22 protein-coding genes are annotated in these 19,879 nt (G+C 49.1%); 16 read left to right on the top strand and 6 right to left on the bottom strand.

Annotated elements, in window-relative coordinates:
- Positions 1 to 69 precede the first annotated feature (69 nt).
- From JHJ32_RS09185 to JHJ32_RS09165, 5 genes are all read left to right on the top strand, one after another.
- Positions 70 to 609, top strand: a complete 540-nt coding sequence (locus tag JHJ32_RS09185; protein ID WP_200120791.1) for a hypothetical protein — start codon at positions 70 to 72, stop codon at positions 607 to 609.
- A gap of 100 nt (positions 610 to 709) precedes the next feature.
- Positions 710 to 1,129, top strand: a complete 420-nt coding sequence (locus JHJ32_RS09180) for a hypothetical protein (RefSeq protein WP_200120790.1) — start codon at positions 710 to 712, stop codon at positions 1,127 to 1,129.
- Positions 1,130 to 1,213: 84 nt separating this feature from the next.
- Entirely contained in the window at positions 1,214 to 1,492 is a 279-nt protein-coding gene (locus JHJ32_RS09175) for a hypothetical protein (protein ID WP_200120789.1), read from the top strand.
- Positions 1,489 to 2,010: a hypothetical protein gene (locus JHJ32_RS09170; protein ID WP_200120788.1), complete on the top strand. Its 522-nt coding sequence runs from the start codon at positions 1,489 to 1,491 to the stop codon at positions 2,008 to 2,010. The genes JHJ32_RS09175 and JHJ32_RS09170 overlap by 4 nt, the downstream gene beginning before the upstream one ends.
- A gap of 20 nt (positions 2,011 to 2,030) precedes the next feature.
- Entirely contained in the window at positions 2,031 to 4,229 is a 2,199-nt protein-coding gene (locus JHJ32_RS09165; protein ID WP_200120787.1) for a S8 family serine peptidase, read from the top strand.
- 15 nt (positions 4,230 to 4,244) lie between these two features.
- Here the strand turns inward: JHJ32_RS09165 and porV are convergent, their stop codons facing one another.
- On the bottom strand, positions 4,245 to 5,369 hold the full coding sequence (gene porV / locus JHJ32_RS09160; protein WP_200120786.1) for a type IX secretion system outer membrane channel protein PorV: 1,125 nt from the start codon (positions 5,367 to 5,369) through the stop codon (positions 4,245 to 4,247).
- Between the two features lie 425 nt (positions 5,370 to 5,794).
- Here porV and panD point away from each other — a divergent pair, with 425 nt between their 5' ends.
- The 6 genes from panD (at position 5,795) to JHJ32_RS09130 (ending at position 11,615) form a co-directional block, all read left to right on the top strand.
- Positions 5,795 to 6,142 (top strand): aspartate 1-decarboxylase, encoded by a 348-nt coding sequence (panD, locus tag JHJ32_RS09155; RefSeq protein WP_079715270.1) that lies wholly within the window; start codon positions 5,795 to 5,797, stop codon positions 6,140 to 6,142.
- 232 nt (positions 6,143 to 6,374) lie between these two features.
- Entirely contained in the window at positions 6,375 to 6,653 is a 279-nt protein-coding gene (locus JHJ32_RS09150; RefSeq protein ID WP_079715269.1) for a hypothetical protein, read from the top strand.
- Between the two features lie 210 nt (positions 6,654 to 6,863).
- Positions 6,864 to 9,155: a TonB-dependent receptor gene (locus JHJ32_RS09145; protein ID WP_200120785.1), complete on the top strand. Its 2,292-nt coding sequence runs from the start codon at positions 6,864 to 6,866 to the stop codon at positions 9,153 to 9,155.
- An 88-nt stretch (positions 9,156 to 9,243) separates the two neighbouring features.
- The gene (locus tag JHJ32_RS09140; protein WP_200120784.1) at positions 9,244 to 9,816 is read left to right on the top strand and encodes a CAP domain-containing protein; all 573 of its coding nucleotides are present in this window, start codon (positions 9,244 to 9,246) and stop codon (positions 9,814 to 9,816) included.
- Between the two features lie 203 nt (positions 9,817 to 10,019).
- Positions 10,020 to 10,652, top strand: coding sequence for an FKBP-type peptidyl-prolyl cis-trans isomerase (locus JHJ32_RS09135; protein WP_200120783.1), 633 nt, complete (start codon positions 10,020 to 10,022; stop codon positions 10,650 to 10,652).
- Between the two features lie 36 nt (positions 10,653 to 10,688).
- Positions 10,689 to 11,615 carry an FKBP-type peptidyl-prolyl cis-trans isomerase gene (locus tag JHJ32_RS09130; RefSeq protein WP_200120782.1) on the top strand — a complete coding sequence of 309 codons (927 nt, stop codon included), beginning with the start codon at positions 10,689 to 10,691 and terminating at the stop codon, positions 11,613 to 11,615.
- 162 nt (positions 11,616 to 11,777) lie between these two features.
- Here the strand turns inward: JHJ32_RS09130 and JHJ32_RS09125 are convergent, their stop codons facing one another.
- On the bottom strand, positions 11,778 to 12,002 hold the full coding sequence (locus tag JHJ32_RS09125) for a hypothetical protein (protein WP_200120781.1): 225 nt from the start codon (positions 12,000 to 12,002) through the stop codon (positions 11,778 to 11,780).
- 155 nt (positions 12,003 to 12,157) lie between these two features.
- Here JHJ32_RS09125 and JHJ32_RS09120 point away from each other — a divergent pair, with 155 nt between their 5' ends.
- Both JHJ32_RS09120 and JHJ32_RS09115 read left to right on the top strand, forming a co-directional pair.
- On the top strand, positions 12,158 to 12,394 hold the full coding sequence (locus tag JHJ32_RS09120; RefSeq protein ID WP_079715264.1) for a hypothetical protein: 237 nt from the start codon (positions 12,158 to 12,160) through the stop codon (positions 12,392 to 12,394).
- Positions 12,369 to 12,770, top strand: a complete 402-nt coding sequence (locus tag JHJ32_RS09115; protein WP_370584489.1) for a PIN domain-containing protein — start codon at positions 12,369 to 12,371, stop codon at positions 12,768 to 12,770. Before JHJ32_RS09120 ends, JHJ32_RS09115 begins: the two co-directional genes overlap by 26 nt.
- Positions 12,771 to 13,012: 242 nt before the next feature.
- Here JHJ32_RS09115 and JHJ32_RS09110 read toward each other — a convergent pair whose 3' ends face one another.
- A complete protein-coding gene (locus JHJ32_RS09110) occupies positions 13,013 to 13,939 on the bottom strand; it encodes a gliding motility lipoprotein GldB (RefSeq protein ID WP_370584488.1) in 927 nt (308 codons plus the stop codon).
- A gap of 54 nt (positions 13,940 to 13,993) precedes the next feature.
- On the opposite strand from JHJ32_RS09110, the gene JHJ32_RS09105 reads away from it, so the two are divergent.
- From JHJ32_RS09105 to JHJ32_RS09095, 3 genes are all read left to right on the top strand, one after another.
- Positions 13,994 to 14,659, top strand: a complete 666-nt coding sequence (locus tag JHJ32_RS09105; RefSeq protein ID WP_200120779.1) for a porin family protein — start codon at positions 13,994 to 13,996, stop codon at positions 14,657 to 14,659.
- 22 nt (positions 14,660 to 14,681) lie between these two features.
- Complete coding sequence (locus tag JHJ32_RS09100; protein ID WP_200120778.1) at positions 14,682 to 16,325, top strand: NAD+ synthase; 1,644 nt, start codon at positions 14,682 to 14,684, stop codon at positions 16,323 to 16,325.
- A 140-nt stretch (positions 16,326 to 16,465) separates the two neighbouring features.
- Entirely contained in the window at positions 16,466 to 17,050 is a 585-nt protein-coding gene (locus JHJ32_RS09095) for a DUF4136 domain-containing protein (RefSeq protein WP_200120777.1), read from the top strand.
- 23 nt (positions 17,051 to 17,073) lie between these two features.
- Here the strand turns inward: JHJ32_RS09095 and JHJ32_RS09090 are convergent, their stop codons facing one another.
- From JHJ32_RS09090 to JHJ32_RS09080, 3 genes are all read right to left on the bottom strand, one after another.
- Positions 17,074 to 18,105: a GntR family transcriptional regulator gene (locus tag JHJ32_RS09090; RefSeq protein WP_079715259.1), complete on the bottom strand. Its 1,032-nt coding sequence runs from the start codon at positions 18,103 to 18,105 to the stop codon at positions 17,074 to 17,076.
- A gap of 65 nt (positions 18,106 to 18,170) precedes the next feature.
- Positions 18,171 to 18,362 carry a hypothetical protein gene (locus tag JHJ32_RS09085; protein WP_200120776.1) on the bottom strand — a complete coding sequence of 64 codons (192 nt, stop codon included), beginning with the start codon at positions 18,360 to 18,362 and terminating at the stop codon, positions 18,171 to 18,173.
- A 164-nt stretch (positions 18,363 to 18,526) separates the two neighbouring features.
- A complete protein-coding gene (locus JHJ32_RS09080; protein WP_200120775.1) occupies positions 18,527 to 19,879 on the bottom strand; it encodes an alkaline phosphatase family protein in 1,353 nt (450 codons plus the stop codon).

Raw genomic sequence — 19,879 nt, 5'->3', positions numbered from 1 at the left:
TATCAATTACCTGCCGAGACCTTTCGTTTTTAGCCAATCCAACGTGTTGTTTAGTTCAAAATTGTTGTTATGGATACCTCAAAAAGAATACTATTAGCCCTTGTCATATTAGCGGTTGCCGGTTGCTCCAAAAAAGAAGTGATCCCGGAGCATCCGGTCGAAGTGCAGTTCCAGCTACTGAATGCCACCGGGGAGCCCACGACCTCTTTCCGTGAGGGGGAGGATATTGTATTCGAGTACAGGATGGTGAACAGAAGTTCGGAAGACATTGTTTGGTATGACCAAAATGAAATGGATAAGCCGGTTTATCCGGTTTTCAACGTATATAAGGATATCTCTGGGGATTTGACCTTAGTCGGCCCTACACATGCTCCGTATATTTTTGATTTTAAATGGGGAAACACCTTACTTTCAACAAGTCCGGCCGTCATAAGAGTTACTTGGCTTGGAAACGCGGAAGAAACGAAAATAACCTGGGGAAGCATAAAATATTTAGACAACTCCAGTCTACCCAAAGGTAAATATGTTGTTAAATTTGAACATGCTATACAGTTTGCCAAGTTCGACCAACTTTACGCACACTTCAATGTTCCGTTTGAGATTCATTAGGACCTAAAAATTAAAACGATAAAGCCATGAATAGAACCTTTACCTTGCTGCTGCTTGTGTTACCGTCGGAATACCATTTCAGTTTGGCAAGACATATGACATGAAGATTGGTTTGGAAGATGGCGAATGGTATGATGAAGGCGGCCAATCAAAATGGAAATTAAAAATATCCTCACCTAGGGCATATTCCATTAATTTGATTTTTGACCAATTAAGTGTTCCAAATGGTGCTGCGCTGTATATCTATGACCGAAACAGAACAACGGTGATGGGGCCGATCGATGAATCCAACAGCGATGTAGAGGGAGAGTTTTGGACCGATCTGCTACCTGGCGATGGGATAATTTTGGAATTGTTGGGTGACAAAGAAGCATTGAAACAGGTAAAATTGAGTATATCAAAAGTGATACATGGATACATCAATACCTTTTCTACAGGATTCGGAGCATCGGCTCCCTGCAATGTAGACATTGACTGTCCGGTGGGACAGCCCTTTGGATTGTCAGGATTAAGTTACTAACTTAGTGCTGGATATCAATTACCTGCCGATGCCTTTCGTTTTTAGCCGTAGCTTTTTAGGTTTATATCATCAAAACGCAGCGATATGGGAAATTCGATTAAAAACACGCTATTCCAGCTGCTAACGGCAGGCATGTTTTTCTGCCTGCCGCTGTTCGGTGGATGCCAGAAGAAAGACATTGGCAACGATACGGATACCATCCCGCTAAGTGAAATCCCTGAAAATCCCGCCTATACCAATTTGCCTTTGATTGGTACGAAATGTAAACAGGATATTCACTCACAGCGGGCTTATTCCATCGCCTCAGGGCTGATGTTTTTAGACAAGCACTTTGTATTACAAGCCAAAACGGATATGAAATGAGAATGATAAAAAAAAAGAATCGCCCTACCGCAGTAAAGTTGTTAACCAGAGGTTTATTATTTTGTTCATCGTTCGTATGGGCTTGTACAAAAACAGAACCAATGGTCAAGGAGGCCATCGATTTCATCTCTTTAAAACGATTAAATGACTGCCCAGCAATTGTTATGGACACACAATTATCGGACGGCTTTATTGTGGTAAATACACGGGAAGAATTAGAGCAATCCATCTTTGTCGCCAATGACAATCCCGATGTATGTGAATTGCTGAAGGAAGAGTTGGCAATCGACTTTACCAAACATACACTGTTGATAGGCAAAAGGAAAATTTCCCACGTGCAAGGAGGATTGATTAGTGAAGAGGTGTATCGTTCGGACGATAAAACCTACACATACCGTGTCGTGATAAAAAATGGGGGTTATACCGCTTTAGGGCTGTTTCGTTTTGGGGTGATTATTGGTAAAATCCCTAAGGGAACAGACGTAAATTTGGATGTAGTGATACAAGACCGTTTATAGAACTTAAACCTAAAATCACAATGAAAAAGTGTATACTCATCGCTATTACAGCATTTGGAATTTATTTTTCGTGCTATTCCCAGATGGTGACCAATTTTCAAGGTAGGCAATATGAACAGAAGGATGATAAATGGCATGATGAATACGGAAATATCGTAAACAACAAGATTATTACTGTCAAGCTAAAAGATGGGTTGCAGCAAACCATTTCGGCTGAAATAGGTAGAAAGGTCAGGGAAAATTCTTTAGGCTATATTGATGTAGAACTTTCTAAAGATATTGAATTTTTCTCACAGCTGCGCACTATATCTGAGGATCCAAACATTGAGTCGATAGACATTAATACGTTTGGGGTTTATAATGCTTTCCAAGTGACACCAAATGACCCGCAATTGACCAACCAATGGTACCTAAATCGTATACAGGCTCGAAATGTTTGGAATTATACCATGGGCAGTAGTTCGTGTATAGTAGTTGGCGTATTGGATTCTGGAGTTGATTGGGAACATGAAGATTTGGGGGTTGGGCACGACACATATCAGAATATTTGGCTGAACCCCGGAGAGGATATTTGGTCAAATCAAAACAATCCGAATACTGGGAACGGAATTGATGATGATACCGACGGGTTAATTGATAATTGGAAGGGCTGGAATTACAGTTTTAACTCTAACGATGTTCGGACAAACAATGGTCATGGTACTCAAGTTTCCGGCATCATTTCAGCAAAGGCAAATAATAATAGGGGAATAGCGGGAATAGCGGGTGGAAATAACGATGATGGAGTGAAAATTTTGGGCCTATGCATTGGAATAGCTGCCCCTGATGGATCTGTTATGGATGACGCTATTTTGCATGCTGTTGATAAGGGAGTACGAATAATCCAAATAAGTGCAACAGTCGGCGAAACATCAGCAATTAATGCTGCGATAGAACATGCAATCAATAATGGAGTAGTAGTTGTGTGTGCTGCAGGAAATGGCTTCGGTGCGCCTGTTAGTTATCCCGCACGAAATAGTAATGTAATTTCCGTAGGAGCGACGAACCAAAACGACCAAAGGGCTACATTTTCAAATTTTGGCAGTAATTTGGTTATTGCTGCTCCCGGAGAAGGTATCCGTACAACTACTTTAAATAATCAGTATGATGATTTAGACGGAACCTCATTTGCAGCACCGATGGTTTCGGCAACGATTGCTTTGATGTTGTCAATTAACCCAGGGTTAACTCCAGCGCAAATTAGAAATATTATTACTTCTACCGCAGACAAAGTAGGTGGTTATATCTATGTAGGTGGACGCTGTGATGAGCTCGGGTTTGGCCGCCTAAATACTCATGCAGCTGTACAGGCTGCCTTACCCTCCATCACCGGCCCCTCCACGCTCTGCACCTCGGAAACCTACACGGTCACGAACCTGCCTGCGGGGGCTACGGTGACGTGGAGCGCCTCACCCGCCGGCGCTGTCACGCTCTCCGGCAGCGGCAACTCCCGTACGGTCACGCGCTCGGGAAGCTACTCGGGATGGGTGACCCTGTCAGCGACGTTAGGCACCAGCTGTGGCAACACCGTCCTGACCCGCGACATCTATGTGGGTTTCCCATATATCGAATGCATAGCCTATAGCAACGCCATCGAAGAAGGGGATTTTACCTGCCAGCATGACGGCGGGGTCAGCTACCTCTGCACCACGCATGGCAACAACCGTATTCTGATCAAAACGGACGCGCCGCACACGCAATATGAAATCCAGATCCGGAGCTACCCCTCACTGGCCGTTGTCTCTACGCAAACGACCACAAGCAAATTGACCACATTAAGCTACGTACCTTCCGTGCCGGGCTGGTACAACATCCGTGTGCGGGCCATCGGCAGCATCAGTTGTGGCCCTGGACCGTGGCAAGAAGACGACATCGAGTTCATGGATTGTTCCGGAATGGATGGTGGAACAACGGTGTGGAAAGTCTTCCCCAACCCCGCCAATGAGACACTCACCGTGGCCCTGGGCAGCAAAGCCGGAGGCAGTGGCCTGCCGGACAAATCAGCCCTGCCCGCATTCCGGGTTACCCTGTACGACAGCGGCGGCCGGCAACTCCGCCAGGGCGAGAGCAAGGAAGGTAGGGTAGCGTTCGATACCCGGCAACTCGCCGCGGGCACCTACTTCGTGCACATCCACCACAACGGCGAAGTAGAGAAGCGGCAGGTGGTGATCAGGCATTGACAGGATAAATATCGCTTACCAGCCGTAGCTCAAGCCGAAACGCAACGTATTGCGCAGTGGATTCTGTTGCCGCGCGGAGATGAGATAAGAAAAGTCGAAACGCAGCCGCTCGTATCGCAACCCCATGCCTACCGTGAAGTAGCGAAGATCGTCCTTCCGCGGACTGGTATGGTAATACCCTCCCCGCAGTGCAAACTGTTCGCCAACCGACCATTCCAATCCGGTTGATATACGTACTTCGCTCAGTTCTTCCAGCAGCCCGCCGGGAGCGTCTGTAAAAGAACCGAACACAGCCCCGGTGATGGAACGATCGGGATTCTTGCCTTTGATGATGTTGCCCTGTGCATCCCGTTCCGGTTCTGTAGGAACGAGCAATTTATTTAAGTCAAGCGCGACAGAAACGCGGCTACCGTCCAGATGATGGGTATAGGCTGTGCCCATACGCAGGTTCATCGGCAGAAAATGGTCGTTGGATCCATACTGCATCCGCGTACCAAGATTGGACAGCTGGATGCCGAAAGCCAGGTCTGCATTAATACGATCCGGCGCCACCGGCTGTCTGCGGTACCACCCGACATCAAACGCGATGGCTCTGCCCGGAAAGGCTTCCCCCGTGAGGTAATCGCCCGCACCAATGCCGGAATAGATGTAACGGAAGGTCGTGGCCAATGCCATATAGTCGGAGAGCTTCAGTATGTAGGCTGCGTCTAAAGCTGCCTCAAACGCGCGATACTGGAGGTACTCGTTGCCTTGCCCATCGGCAAAACGCACCTCGCCGAGCGAGAAGTACGTAAAGGATGCGGCAAGTGTCTGCCGCTCGTTCAGCCGCGCGTAACCACTGAGGTAAGAAAGGCTGATGTCATCGGCTAACTGACGCAACCATGGGGTAAAAGAGAGTGCCACGCCACCGCTTTCTTCCGCAAATGCATATTTGGCGGCATTCCAATGGATGGCGTAGGGATCAGGTTCGGTGGCTACTCCTACGTCACCCATTGCCCCGGCCTTTGCATCCGGCGCAATGAGCAAGAAAGGAACCGCCGTGCGGACATTGCTGTACTGCCCCCCATCAGGGCGGATAGATTGGCCTCCTACCCTACAGATAGATAGCAGACAGAAGAAAGTGAACAATATCCAGCGCATGGTTGAACGGTGTTGATGCCATTGATAAAGATAGCACAATCTGGTGGTTTCTGAAATTGTCGATCCTACTATTGACCTGATGAAGTAAAAAACGCAGCTTTGAGACAGTCAACCACATTCCCGAAGTTTTCCTGTTCTGTCGCCTTTAATCACTATCGGTTATTCGGAAGCGGTCCGTACTCCCGCACTACCATATCCGTATCTCCTAAGGGGTAACTCCATAATGAATCCATAGTAAGTCCATAATGAGTCTATAAAACTCATGTTTTCTATGGATTCATTATAGACTTACCAAGGTAGTTTATTGTGGTCGTGGCGAAGGAGGTAATAAGCGGTGTCTTCTTGGTATCGAGCGCGTATCAACCTGCAATTAGCCGGATAATAAAGGGCGGATCTGTTCTATTATTTTTCCGTATCTTTGTACCATGGTTATCGAGGTATTAAAATCCAAGATTCATCGCGTGCGCGTCACGCAGGCGGAATTAAACTATGTGGGAAGCATCACGATTGACGAGGATTTGATGGATGCGGCAAATATTATTGCCAATGAAAAAGTGCAAATCGTCAACAACAACAACGGCGCACGCTTTGAAACCTATGTCATCAAAGGCGAGCGTGGCTCAGGCACCATTTGCCTCAATGGCGCAGCGGCGCGCCTCGTGCAGGTAGGAGATATTATTATCATCATATCGTATGCGCTCATGGACTTTGAGGAAGCCAAAAAATACGAGCCTACGTTGGTATTTCCCGACGAAAACAACCGGCTGCTATAACTCCCCGCAAATACTATCGAGAAAATTTAGCGAATTGTTAGGTTAATCAAACTCTTTCGCTTAACTTTGCTGTGGGTGTTCATTATGCACCCCCTGCATCCAGATTAAGGTGGATCAGTCTTCGTAAAAAAGCGTTTAGTCATTACGAATGTGGAGTAGTAAGATCCGTCCAAGTCTCGCCTGGTTTCAAGCTATATTGTTCTGTTTGCTTGTCGCAAGTGGAACCGTCTTTATGCACAAGCATAAGACGGCTGACGGCCGGATCGTTATCCACGCCCACCCCTACAATTTATCAAAGGATTCCGATGCGACCAAGCATCACCATACGGAAACCGAGATCCATTTGCTGGATGTGATTTTTCAGGGTTCTTATACCCAGCCTTCCTGCATTGTCTTTGATTTCTCACTTGCCCTGCATTTTGTAATCCCCTTCAATGTCGGGCAGCATATTTATTACACCCACGAACCTTTCCAGTACGCGTATCTCCGCGGTCCACCGGCGATGTTATAAGCCACGGCTGCCAAGCAGATCCCGTGGTGCCGTTAACTGCGTGCGATCGGCATGCAGCGTATCATATATTTCAGGATGCGTCATCGATACCATTTATATCGTCGTGCAGCTACCATGCACGCGGTACGTCGGTGCGTAATCCGCGTCATCGGTAATAGCGTCATCGGTAATAATTACAACGAAAACAAAATTCGATCATACGATTCAATCATGAAACCATTCATCATGAAACCTACTATTTTTACTTGCTTATATTTAGTGTTGTTCCATACCACGTTCGCTCAAGAGCGCCTTGCTGTTGTGTATGGAACGGTGGCCTCAGACGACGAGGTTGTTGCGGCGGCGACCATCTCGATAGCCAACACCTCCATCGCCACCAAATCCGATCCCTCCGGCCGGTTCCGGCTCAGCGTACCCGCGGGCAACGTCACCGTGGCCGTGCACGCCCTCGGCTACGCCCCTTATAGCAAAGCCCTCCAAGTGGCGGCAAATGACTCCGTCCACTTGTCCATCAGGCTGGAACCATCGAGTGTAACCCTTGATGAGGTAGTCCTTGATCGTCAGACCGGATTGACCAGGCGCACGCCTTATGCCGTTTCCGGTGTCGAAATGCAAAGCCTTTCGAAAAGCGGCAATCCCGGTGGTATTGCCGGCGCTCTGCGGGAAATTCCCGGGGTGAGCGGCGCTGGCATGGGGCCGGGAATCGTCAAACCGTTCATACGCGGCCTTGGGTTCTCCCGTGTAGTCACCCTTTACCAGGGCAATAAGCTGGAAAATCACCAGTGGGGCCAAGACCACGGTCTGGGCCTGAATAATGCCGGGGTAAGGAGCGTCGATGTCATCAAAGGGCCGGCTTCCATCTTATACGGATCGGGTGCGCTCGGCGGTGTGCTGATGGTCAAGGACGACGAAAGCTACCTCACCTCCGGCAAGGTAAGCGGCTCGCTCGGCTCGGTATTCAACAGCAACTCGAACGGCACCCGCACATTCGGGTCGATCGGCAACCGCTTTCAGAACGGGTTTTTCCTCAATGTAGACGCGGCTTATGAAAACCACGCCGACTATAAGGCTGGCGACGGATTGCTCATCGGCAACAGCCGGTTCAATAACCATACGCTGCGTGCACATGCGGGGGTAGACAAAGACCGATTCAAAAACAAACTTTCCTTTACGTACCATAGCCAGGACCTGGGTATCATCGAAGACGACGAACTGGAAGAGGGACAGTCGCTGGTGACCACCCGGAACGACCGCAGCTTGCAGCTCCCCTTCCAGCAAATCCGGGATTACCTGGCCTCTTACAACCAGGAGACCAAGCATGAGCACTTCGAAACGTACCTGCACCTGTCGCACCATTACAACGACCGCAACGAAATAGAAGAATCGTTTGACCAGCTCGATCTCGGGCTGATGCAGCGCAACACGTTTTATTCCGGCCGGATTACGTTGCACCCCGACCGCGACCTTTCGCATACGCTGGGCGTGCAGGGTGGTTTCATATCGACCTCCAATAAGGTGGCTGCAGCAGAAGTCCTCATTCCCGACGCCAACACGTCCGACGTAGGCGTCTATTACCTGGGCAGCTTCGATTGGAAAAACTTCTATTTTCAGGGAGGTGCGCGCTTTGATTACCGGAAGGTCAACGCCGATGCCAGCGCACAGCACCTCGTTGACCATGGCTTTACCCTTCCCGGTGATCCCGCGGACCGGAAGCTGAGCGTCGATTTCTCGGGATTTTCGGGTTCACTCGGCGCGAGTTACATGCTGGCCGCCCAGCACCAGTTCAAGGTCAATCTATCCACCGGTTTCCGGGCGCCCGACCTTGCCGAACTGTTTTCCAATGGGCCACACCCGGGCACCAACCGGTTTGAAATGGGAAGTGTCGACTTCAAACGGGAGCAAAGCATACAGACAGACCTGAGCTATTCGTTCAGCTCCCCGGCAGTCGACATCGGCGCCTCGGTGTACAGCAACGCCGTGTCGAACTACATCTTTTTTGTAGCCACCGGAAACATCCGCCCGGAAGACGGACTGGAAATCTGGGCCTTCCAGCAACAGGACGCCGTGCTGTACGGTACAGAATGGGAACTTGCTTACCGGCCATTGCTCGACAAACGGTTGGAACTCACGGCCAAGGGCGCCCTGGTGCGGGGAAATCTGCGGGAAAGCGACGAGCACCTTACTTTCGTTCCGGCTGATAACTATACGTTTCAAATCGCCCATGAGCCCCGGTTCTCCACCGGCACGCGGCTGTTCGCGGCGGTACAGCACACCGCTGCACAAAACAGGTTTGGCTTCAACGAACAACGGACACCGGGTTATACGCTGGTAAACGCGGGGGTCCAGCATGAATTTGCCTTCACTGGGGGAAAATTATCTGCGGCGCTCAATGTGAACAACGCATTTGACGTTTCCTACGTGGACCACCTGTCGATTCTCCGGGCATTTTCGATCCCCAATCCGGGCAGAAACATCGGTCTGGCCTTGGGTTACCGATTTTAACCCGTTCGGGGGACTGTGAAAAAGTGCAAGAAAAATTTGCACTTTTTCACAGTAATTTATTAGCTTGCAGGAAATTTAACAGCTACCTATGTTAAAATATTCAACGCAAGTGGTGCTCTGCTTGTTCATTGTGCTGTCTGCCTGTGAGCCGAACGTCAATGAATCGTTGGAGCCTGTCCCAACAACGCCCACGGATATTCCGTCCGGTAACGGCAGTAACCCACCAGATGCTTCGATAGAGACTGACTCGACGATTATTTTAGCATTAGCCAAAGTCAATGCATTGCGGCAAAAAGGCTGTGATTGCGGTAACCAGCCGATGCCGGCTACGTCCAGCGTAACGTGGAATACCAACCTTTACGCAGCTGCCCTGGCCCACGCGAAAGACATGCACCTCAATAGTTATTTCAGCCACACAAGCCCCTCGGGCGAAAATATATACCATCGGCTTATCAAAGCGGGGTATATCTCCACGGCCAGCGCAGTTCTTACTTACGGCGAAAACATTGCTTTCGGCAAGTTCGATCTGGAGACTGCCATTCAAAAGTGGCTTGAGAGTCCGAGTCATTGTGCCAACATCATGCGCGATTCGTATAAAGAAATGGCTATCGCCCATGACGGCAATTACTGGGTACAGGTTTTCGGCGCCCAGCGCGAATAACATGATAAACCGCCGAAATTTTCCATAGGCGTGTAGCAATCGGCAGCGCTTTTCCGTTTAATAAGGCACACACATTATGGACCATTGGTTTCCAGCAGGTTAGCCAAACCTTTGTTTTCATGATTTGTTAAATAGTGTTAAGGAACTAATTAATTGATTTATTTAAATAACTTTGCAACTCGCAAGGTTGAACGTGTAGTATTATGAAAAAAATAAATGTACTATTGTTGGGTTTGGTAACGGCTTTTGGCTTTTCGTCATGCATTGATGACGAAGAGCCATTTGACCATGCGGCGCAATATGAAATCGAAAGGCCCATCATTGAGGCGTATGCGAGGGAAAACCTGGCGAATCCGCAATATCACGAGATTCTGGGTATGCGCATATGGTACGAGGTCATAGCACCGGGTGATGATGCCTCTTACCAATACAAAGTGATATCAAATCCGAATGCCCCCGGTGGATACATGATCGAAGCACCTGAGGTGCATGTCAGATACACCACCCGATTGGTGCAATCCGATGCTGTGGTCCGGTCCGTAGATGATGATGAGGGTGAGGAACTTGCTTGGAATAACGAACCTGATATATGGCAGGCAGCCCTTTTTCCGCGTGAAATCCGGTACGATGAAGACGGCGAGCTGTTGGATGAGCCTGTGGAATTTGGTGGCATCACCACAAACGGCTTGAAACGGGGTGGCCGGATCCGTATCGTCACGCCCTCGTATTTCGCCTACAGGAATGGTAGCAGTGGCAATATCCCCGCCAATTCGCCCTTATTCTACGACATTGAAATTGTCGAAATTGACGAGCCAAGCTCCAACAACAATCCATAAATCATTTGCAACTAAATTAGCTATCTTTATATACCGATGATCAAATCAACTTCTTGTATAGCGGCAGGTATCGCGATTGTCGCATTGCTGGCGGGATGTGGAAAGCAAGAATACCAATCGTTCGAAGAACTGGACAACGCCAATATCCGTGAGTATATTCAGCGAAATAACCTCAACGTCAGCCAATACAAGGAAACGGATTTGTTCTATCAGGTATTGGAGGAAGGTACCGGCAATCCGATTGATTACACGAAGACCTATCCGGTGGTGTATACCGTGAGAAGCTTGGATGGGGCCTATAATTCCGGCGATACGTTGAGCTTTAACAACCGCTATGCCGATTATTTCGGGTACTTTCCCTTTGGTTCGTCGGCAGCCGGCACCCCCACGGTGGAGCGTACGGGCGACTTCAAGGAGGTGATCCGCGAAGTGCTGCAAAAGACAAACGGTAAAATCCGCATCATCGTGCCTTCCCGCATCATGTATGGACGCAACGGCTCACCCAGCCAGGGCATCCCACCAAACGCTTCGTTGGATTACGTGGTAACCGTGCATGATAATTTTGAGGATTACGAGGATGGTGTTATTCAGCGTATGATTTCCAGCGCCGGGCTCAATATAGACGATTTTACGAAGACGGCGGATAATATTTATTACCACATTGCAGAACAGGGCAATGGAGATGTGATCACGGCTGATTCTACGGTAAATGCCAATTACACATTACGGAACCCCGACGGTAGTGTAAGGGAATCCGGCACGGATGTAGAATTAAATCTGGCCGGCGGCACCATATCGGCTTGGACTAAAATCATCCCCTTAGTCAACAAAGGGGGCAAAATCAGATTTTTTGTACCGAGTTCCGAGGCATATGGCATCAGTGGGAGACGCGATCAATATGGAAATGTCAGTCTTCCCCAATTTTTCTCCCTTGATTTTGAGGTGGAGGTGATAGATAAATAAAGTAAGAAGTTGAGTATTGAAAAGCCCGCAACAATCTGCTGTGGGCTTTTTTATTCATCGCCCGCGATACTTCGATCCGTCAAGAATAGTCTGCGCATCGGTAATGCGCAGCAATTCCATCAACGCCGTTTCCGGATAACGATCCATGTATTTTCTTACCTTCTACCAACCGATAAAGACACCCAGCTTGGGTGCCGATTCGTTTTGTTCACCCAGCTCGGGTGTAAATGGAGCCTCGCCCAAATACTTCTGGATGCGATTGTAATCCGCCTCATAAAGTAGATTTTCCTGCAAGAACCAAGCCCAGATATCCCGCTCAAAACGATTGGCCCATGCCCACTGCTGGCCGGTGTACCCGATTTTCAGACTGTCTGCCACATCGGGCATCACCCGCTCTATGACACAGTACCGAGATTACTGGAAAGACAAGTATTATGCTCTGCTTGAGGTGCATAACAAGCTAATAAAAGCGAGGCATAAAGGAAAGTGAGTAACGATGAGGAATATTTTAGTATTTTTGTGTCAGAAAGGAGAGCAACGAGATGGTTCGAACGATCATAAAGCCAACAAAAAATAGCCTAACTATCCGTCTTCCCGATAATCTGGTCGGGAAAACGGTGGAGGTGCTGGCTTTTGAATTGGAAACGCCGAAAGTCGATGAAACCGTAACGGCCGATAAAGAGAAGCGGATCAAAGCATTGGAAAAAGGGTTGAACAAATACCGGATGGATTTATCAGGGTTTAAATTTGACCGTGACGAAGCAAACGATTATGACTGATCGCTATGCGTTGGACTCCAATATCCTTATCTATCTCCATGAAAAGGATGCCGGTTCGCACAAACGCATTGTTGCCCAACGTCTCGTGGTAGATACTCCTATTGTATCCCCGCAAGTCGTCAGCGAATATCTGAACGTCTGCCAAAGGCGGCTTTCAATGGATAAGTTGGAATCGATAGACGCTTTGATGCAGTGGCTTCCTTATTCGCTTTTAACCGGTTTTTCCCAAGAAGTATACCAACACGCACAGAAGCTGATTAAAAGGTACCAATTCCAATTGTTTGATGCAGTTGTCGTGGCTTATGCATTTCGGCGGACTGCTCCTTATTATATTCTGAAGACATGCAGCACAATATGCTGGTTGAAAAGAGATTAAGGATCATTAATCCATTTCTATGAGTAATTCAGTCTGCTCCACCCACCAAATCAAAAATTTGGAGAAACAGTTGGGCATCAATGAAAATAAATTTTTAAGGAACTTCAAAAGTCCAAGTACAAGACAGTTTTATTTCATCGCCCGCGATACTTCGATCCGTCAAGAATAGTCTGCGCATCGGTAATGCGCAGCAATTCCATCAACGCCGTTTCCGGATAACGATCCATGTATTTTCTTACCTTCTACCAACCGATAAAGACACCCAGCTTGGGTGCCGATTCGTTTTGTTCACCCAGCTCGGGTGTAAATGGAGCCTCGCCCAAATACTTCTGGATGCGATTGTAATCCGCCTCATAAAGTAGATTTTCCTGCAAGAACCAAGCCCAGATATCCCGCTCAAAACGATTGGCCCATGCCCACTGCTGGCCGGTGTACCCGATTTTCAGACTGTCTGCCACATCGGGCATCACCCGCTCCATCACGTACAGTACCTTTCCTTGGTAAACCATGTGCTGCAGCAGCGTAACGTCCAGCTCATCCTGCGGATACAGCTCTTCGCGTATATAGCTCTCCGTAACCCTTGGCACGATGTTCTCAGGGGTAAACCGCCGGGACAGGTAGTAGGGAATGCTTTCCCGCAGGGCCGGATAAAACTTTGAATCAACCCCAAGAAACATATCCAGTCCGATACCGATGTAGTCTGACCCAATGGGCGTCTGCACCGCAAATCCCGAAAAAAAAGCGATGAACCGCGGGATACTGATTTCAGGAAAGTAATACTTGAGGTGCTTGAATGCGTCGGTCAATCCGGCTTCCTGGGCCGTCAAATCTGGGTAAGTCTCATACACACTGGTTTTCAATGCCTTGAAATCATCCGTTGCAATGACCCGCTCCAACACGGATGCCAACTGACCACTGTCCAGGGGATTACCAGCCTCAAGCATGTACCGCATGTAATCGCTATAAAAGGCGCCATACCGGTCGAGCCACTCCTGGTTTTTCTGTAGGATATTGCCCGGTGCCAGGCTATCCAATGCTTTATCAAAGCGTTCGATACGGATCTCAACATCGATGTGACTGACGTCTATGCGCTCACGCCTACTGCACGAAAACAGCGCGACAATCAAAAAAAAGCAATAAATTTGCGGTGCACGGTTTTTGAGCATCATTTTTGTTCGTTAGCCGGCAACGAAGTTAAGAAATTTGACGGAGCACCTTATACCATGCAAAAGAAAACGATACGAATCCCCCTGCTAATCCTCCTATTCGCGCTTATCCTGCGACCCGGCATTGCCCAGGACTATTACAGTTCTACTTATCAATACAAGCCCATATCGTTGGGTATAACCTTTTCACCCAATATGGGGTGGATGCGCTACGGTGATAACGACGGTTATGAAAGCAGCCCGAAATTCGGATACGCTTACGGCTTGCTTGCGGATTTCGCTTTTACGGAAAACTACTATTTTTCCACCGGTTTGCTCATCAATACCATGAACAGCGAGATCACCTTCCCCGATCCGGTATCCAGTGCTCCCAATACGAGCTTACGTACCACATATCGCCTGCAATATGCGGAGATTCCGCTATCCCTCAAGCTGAAGAGTACCATGCGGTATTTCCGAAGTTACTATGGGCAATTCGGCTTCACGTCGGGCTTTCGGTTGAATGCCAAAGAAAAGCTGGCCGAGGCGGACAATCGTACCAAGCTGGACGGCGCTAAATTTTTCCGCCTGGCGCTGCAAATCGGCGGCGGCGTGGAATGGCAGCTCGATCACAACCTGGTCATGATGACGGGGTTGAGCTTCAATAACGGATTTACAACCGCCGTTAATCATGGCGATGGCCGCAACTCGTATGTGGCCTTCAATTTCGGGATCTTATTTTAGTCATTACCAAACCCCAAAACGGATGATCATCGCTTTAGCTCAGCTCAACTACCATATCGGTAATTTTGGATGTAATCAGTCAGCCATTACCTGGGCGATACAGGAAGCGAAAAACCGCGGTGCTGACATGGTTATCTTCGCCGAGCTTGCCATCGGCGGCTATCCGGCAAAAGACCTGTTGCGATCCGGAGCTTTTCTGGATCAATGCGAAGCTGCCGTTGTGGAAATCGCCAAGCAGTGCCAGGACATTGCCTGCATCATCGGGACTCCTGTACGCAACACCACGGGCAAGGGGAAGCCGCTGTTCAATGCGGCGTTATTCATCGCCGAAGGCAAGGTGCAACGTGTGGTGCATAAAGGCTTACTGCCTGACTATGACGTATTCGATGAATACCGGTACTTCCAGCCGGCCGAGACGTTTGGATGCATCCGCTACAAGGAGCAGACCATCGCCCTCACCATTTGCGAGGATCTGTGGAACATCGCCACGCCAAAACTGTACCGCAGGAATCCGATGGATGCACTGCGCGAAGAGAATCCGGATATTATCATCAACATTGCGGCCTCGCCGTTTTCGTACAACCACCTGCGTGAGCGCATGGCTGTGCTGGTTGCCCATGCGCGTCAAACGCAGGCTCCGCTTTTATACCTCAATCATGTTGGTGCACATGCCGACATCATCTTCGATGGCCGCTCCATTGTGCTGGATGCGGCTGGTGAATGCGTCGACATGATGGCGTCCTTTGAAGAAGACCTGAAATGCTATGAACTGAAAGATGGCACCGTCACGCCCCTGCACGAAACACCTGCCGTGCAGCCTCCGCTCGACACTCCACTCATTCACCAAGCGCTGCTATTGGGTATCCGCGATTACTTCAGCAAGTCAGGCTTTAAAAAAGCGGTTGTCGGCCTGTCCGGTGGGATTGACTCGGCCGTGGTGGCCGCATTGGCCTGTGAAGCCCTTGGCCCTGAAAATGTCATGGCGGTGCTCATGCCTTCGGTATATTCGAGTGACCACTCGGTTACCGACGCGCTGGATTTGGTGCACAATACAGGTTGCCATCATGAGATTATCCCCATCCAACCGATGGCAGACGCGTTTAACCAAAGTCTTGAAAGATCATTCAGCGGATTAGCGCCCGATTTGACAGAAGAAAATATCCAAGCCCGTATCCGCGGGACGTTGCTGATGGCGTTTGCCAATAAACGGGGATACATCCTGCTCAATACGTCCAACAAAAGCGAGGCCGCCGTTGGCTACGGAACCTTATATGGTGACATGGCCGGGGCCTTGGGGGTCATCGGCGATGTTTATAAAACACAGGTTTATAAGCTTGCGGGGTATATCAACCGCGAACGGCTGGTGATACCCGAACATACGATCATTAAACCCCCTTCCGCCGAATTGAGACCCGGACAAAAGGACAGCGACTCGCTCCCGGAATATGAACTACTGGATGCGGTGCTCTTCCAATACATCGAAAATGAAAAAAGCGCTGCACAAATTATCGCCCTGGGTTTTGATGAGGATTTGGTGCATCGGGTCATCAGCCTGGTAGACAAAGCTGAATTCAAGCGTTTCCAAGCGCCTCCGATATTGCGCGTAAGCAGCAAAGCCTTCGGCGCGGGCCGATCAATGCCGCTCGTAGCCCGTTATCCACTGTAATCCCGTGGCGCAACGGTCGGAAGAAAGAAGATGCCATGCCCTGTTGAGGTGCATGGCATGCCGCATCATGCGCATCACGATTAAACCATTACGTCCCTCTACAGTCTAACATAATAAACTGATTATAGGAGATTGTAACCATGAAACGGTTATTGTTATATATTGCACCTTTATTGCTTTTGGCGTCATGTTCGTCTTACAAATACCACACGACGAAAATCGAGGGAACTGATTTTTCGCAATACCGCACGTACGGCTGGCTCCCTCCGGTTGACTCGCTGTCCAAATCGTATTTTGACAACGACATCGCACAAGCCAACATTATGGAAACCGCAAATCGGGAATTGGAAGCACGGGGATTGACCTATAGCAAGGACAATCCGGATTTGCTCTTCCGGTACGTCGCTATTGTAAACAACAAAAACCGGCCGATATATGGCGGTTATCCTTTTGGACCATGGGGTTTTTGGGGCTACAATCCGTGGATGTGGGGTCCGGGCTGGGGCTTGGGCTGGGGCTACGGGTGGAACCGGCCTATCGGCCAGGAACGTTATCGTGCTGGCCACATCATTATCGAGGCCAAAGATAGGCGAACGAACAGGGTGATCTGGCAGGCACGCGGTACCGGGGAAGTAAGAAATCCCGAACAGGCTATCAATAAATTGCCCGAAGTGGTGACGGGGGTTATCGAGCAGCTTCCTCTGCCGGTGACCAGTAGCCGGTGACAGCGGTCGGTGGTCGCCGATCGCTAAACCGAAGGCCTGAGGGTCAGATAAAAAGGCACCTTCTCGTGGCGTTTTGTATTTTCCAGGATGAGCATCGCCGCGGCTTCGCCCATGCGCTTGAAGTCCGTGGAGATGGTGGTGATGCCATTTAAAATAAATTTTTTCAAGGGGGTTTCATTATACGAGATAACCCCCACCTGTTTGCCGATTTGCAGCTTCAAGGATATCACCCGGTCAAGTAACTTTACCAAATCATCTTCCATGAGGTTAATGTAAACCTCGCCTTCCGATATGGGTTCCTCCAAAATGTCGCTTACCAGCAGATGATTAAATGCATATTGTTGGCAAAACCGATAGAATCCCTTGATAATGCCCTTCGGGAAATAGCTCTTGTCGGGAAAGATCAGTTTCAGAGTGTGGTATTTGCCCAGCTGTTCCCTGGCTTGCTCCAGCGCCTCATAGATATCGCGCTCGAAATCTTCATATACTGCGGCGTATTCACCTTCGACCTCGGGTACTATTTTGTCCAACAGCACCAGTTTGTCCTTCGGGATCGTATTAATAATGTCTGCAGCTTTGTCGCGTCCTTCGATAAAGTGCGGGATGATGACGTAATGTGTATATTCCTGCTTGAGGTTCTGGAGCAGCTTCCTGAAAAGCGATAAGTCATTGTTATAAATATAAAAGTCGACGGCGGCATCGCTTCCGATAGCTTGCACGAACGAATCATACACAATCTTCTTATGCGCGCTCAGCTTGTTGAAAAACAGCACGATTTGCAATTTCTGCTTGAAGTCGGCGTTGGTAATGTAATACCCTTTGCCCGGTACTGACCCCAATACGCCCAATTGCTTCAAATGCTTATACCCCTTTTCTGCCGTATCACGCGATATTTCCAGCACATAGCTCAGCTCATTGATCGATGGCAGCATGTCGCCTTTCTGTATTTTTCCGGCTTCAACCGCACCGATAACTGCATTAGCAAGCTGCAGGTATTTCGGCGTAGCGGAATATTCATTGATGTGGATATACTCAAACATGGATACTGGCTTCATATGTCAACCCCCTTTTTGGATTTTAGCGCATCAATATAGGGGGTTTACCTGATATTTACGTCAATTTATTCGTTTTTATAACGGACAATCATTGTTCGGCCTGTTAAGCCGGATGGCTGGACAGGCCATCCGGCCGCGTTGAACGGTTGATAGTCGATATTTACAAAGTTAATCTCATGGTAGTGCCGCCACTCCATTCCCTTCCTGTCCATATCCCGTATGCGGTTGGCCATGAGGTTGGCTACTTCAATGCGCACGGTGTTTTGCCGAAGGCTCCGCTCTGGGGATCCAGTAGCAGCGCGGTGCCATTGCTGGCTTCAAGCAGTGGGATGTAGGCGTCTACTGCGGCAGCTTGGTGATTTACCAGGTAATGATATACAAAGCTAAACTCCTGCTTTCTTGAAAGGATACTGGACTGGCTTCAGGAGGTAAGGCTAGCCAGGATGATATCCCTGACAGCGGTTGGCTCCAGCTTGTCCGTTTCTTGCCGTTCTTTAGTAATCAGTACGGGATAATACGCTTCCGGAATATCGATTGCGCCATGTGAGCCTTTGACCAACGTGGCATCCAACGGAATCACATCCAGCACGTAGCGAAACCCCAACTTTTTGCGTAGCAGCTTATAGCCTGCACGTAGTTTAGAGGTCATGAACATTTCCACGGGGTCGTAACCTGGCTTCTTATGGATATCTACCATCCGCGCATAATCGGGGGCCACCCGGTCATCCAGCCAGAAATAATAGGTAAACCAACTATCCGGCTTGGCGACGGCGATTAAGTCGCCCGCCCGTTCATGGTCGATATGTGCTTCCTTTTTCGCGGCATCATCCAGCAACCGCTCAATTCCCTCCACTTGCTCCAATCTCGCCATGACCCGCTTTTCCACCTCATCGTTTTGGGTATAGATGTGGGCAACTTGATGGTCTGCCACGGCAAACGCTTGGGAGGCACCTGCATCAAGCAATTCCAAACCCCGCTCCACACGGATGCCAAGAAGCCCCTCTTCGCGCAATATTCGATTGATATGTATGGGGCGCGATACCGGCACGATGCCATATTCTGACAGCAGGATGATGTTTGCGCCCCGCTGTTCGTAAAACTCGACCAACTGCTTCAATAACGCATCAATCTCCATTACTTCTTTGCCGATATTCGCCAGGTCAGGACCGAATTTTTGCTGGCAGTAATCTAAGTGGGGCAAATAAACAAGACTTAACGTTGGACTGTATTTTTCCTCCACATACATGGCGGCATCCGCAATCCATTGGGAGGATGCGATATTCGCCCCCGGGCCCCAGAAATTGAACAGGGGAAACTGACCGAATTTTGCTTGCAGTTCATCCCGCAACGACGCCGGGTATGCATAGCAGTCGGGAATCTTTCTGCCATCAGCCAAATAATTTGGTCGGGGTGTAACGGAATAATCCGCTCCGCAATACATGTTGTACCACCAGAAGAGTTGGGCGCAGGTAAAATTGGGATCGAGCCGCTTTGCGGTGTCCCACACGGATTCTCGCTGAACAAGCTTGTTGGACTGCTTCCAGAACTTTATCTCGCAGTCCACGCGATCGTACCAGCCGTTGCCGACAATGCCGTGCGCTGATGGCCAATGGCCGGTCAGATACGTCGATTGCACGGCCGTGGTAACGGCCGGTAGCATCGGTTTTATCTTCGTCAACTGGTTTTGCGTCAGATAGGATGTCAAAAAAGGCGTCTTGTCGCCAATTAAGGCGGATGACAATCCCACAACATCCAGAACAACCGTTTTCCTCAT

The organism is Parapedobacter sp. ISTM3, from assembly GCF_016533505.1.
Classification (GTDB): domain Bacteria; phylum Bacteroidota; class Bacteroidia; order Sphingobacteriales; family Sphingobacteriaceae; genus Parapedobacter; species Parapedobacter luteus.
Note: the sequence above shows the minus strand (reverse complement) of the source record. Positions and strands in the feature narration are given on the sequence as shown.

What these genes read in the sequence shown, in the direction of transcription:
- JHJ32_RS09185 (WP_200120791.1), top strand. Translation starts at nt 70, where the DNA reads ATGGATACCTCAAAAAGAATACTATTAGCCCTTGTCATATTAGCGGTT.
- JHJ32_RS09180 (WP_200120790.1), top strand. Translation starts at nt 710, where the DNA reads ATGAAGATTGGTTTGGAAGATGGCGAATGGTATGATGAAGGCGGCCAA.
- JHJ32_RS09175 (WP_200120789.1), top strand. Translation starts at nt 1,214, where the DNA reads ATGGGAAATTCGATTAAAAACACGCTATTCCAGCTGCTAACGGCAGGC.
- JHJ32_RS09170 (WP_200120788.1), top strand. Translation starts at nt 1,489, where the DNA reads ATGAGAATGATAAAAAAAAAGAATCGCCCTACCGCAGTAAAGTTGTTA.
- JHJ32_RS09165 (WP_200120787.1), top strand. Translation starts at nt 2,031, where the DNA reads ATGAAAAAGTGTATACTCATCGCTATTACAGCATTTGGAATTTATTTT.
- porV (WP_200120786.1), bottom strand. Translation starts at nt 5,369, where the DNA reads ATGCGCTGGATATTGTTCACTTTCTTCTGTCTGCTATCTATCTGTAGG.
- panD (WP_079715270.1), top strand. Translation starts at nt 5,795, where the DNA reads ATGGTTATCGAGGTATTAAAATCCAAGATTCATCGCGTGCGCGTCACG.
- JHJ32_RS09150 (WP_079715269.1), top strand. Translation starts at nt 6,375, where the DNA reads ATGCACAAGCATAAGACGGCTGACGGCCGGATCGTTATCCACGCCCAC.
- JHJ32_RS09145 (WP_200120785.1), top strand. Translation starts at nt 6,864, where the DNA reads ATGAAACCATTCATCATGAAACCTACTATTTTTACTTGCTTATATTTA.
- JHJ32_RS09140 (WP_200120784.1), top strand. Translation starts at nt 9,244, where the DNA reads ATGTTAAAATATTCAACGCAAGTGGTGCTCTGCTTGTTCATTGTGCTG.
- JHJ32_RS09135 (WP_200120783.1), top strand. Translation starts at nt 10,020, where the DNA reads ATGAAAAAAATAAATGTACTATTGTTGGGTTTGGTAACGGCTTTTGGC.
- JHJ32_RS09130 (WP_200120782.1), top strand. Translation starts at nt 10,689, where the DNA reads ATGATCAAATCAACTTCTTGTATAGCGGCAGGTATCGCGATTGTCGCA.
- JHJ32_RS09125 (WP_200120781.1), bottom strand. Translation starts at nt 12,002, where the DNA reads ATGCCCGATGTGGCAGACAGTCTGAAAATCGGGTACACCGGCCAGCAG.
- JHJ32_RS09120 (WP_079715264.1), top strand. Translation starts at nt 12,158, where the DNA reads ATGGTTCGAACGATCATAAAGCCAACAAAAAATAGCCTAACTATCCGT.
- JHJ32_RS09110 (WP_370584488.1), bottom strand. Translation starts at nt 13,939, where the DNA reads ATGATGCTCAAAAACCGTGCACCGCAAATTTATTGCTTTTTTTTGATT.
- JHJ32_RS09105 (WP_200120779.1), top strand. Translation starts at nt 13,994, where the DNA reads ATGCAAAAGAAAACGATACGAATCCCCCTGCTAATCCTCCTATTCGCG.
- JHJ32_RS09100 (WP_200120778.1), top strand. Translation starts at nt 14,682, where the DNA reads ATGATCATCGCTTTAGCTCAGCTCAACTACCATATCGGTAATTTTGGA.
- JHJ32_RS09095 (WP_200120777.1), top strand. Translation starts at nt 16,466, where the DNA reads ATGAAACGGTTATTGTTATATATTGCACCTTTATTGCTTTTGGCGTCA.
- JHJ32_RS09090 (WP_079715259.1), bottom strand. Translation starts at nt 18,105, where the DNA reads ATGAAGCCAGTATCCATGTTTGAGTATATCCACATCAATGAATATTCC.
- JHJ32_RS09080 (WP_200120775.1), bottom strand. Translation starts at nt 19,879, where the DNA reads ATGAGGAAAACGGTTGTTCTGGATGTTGTGGGATTGTCATCCGCCTTA.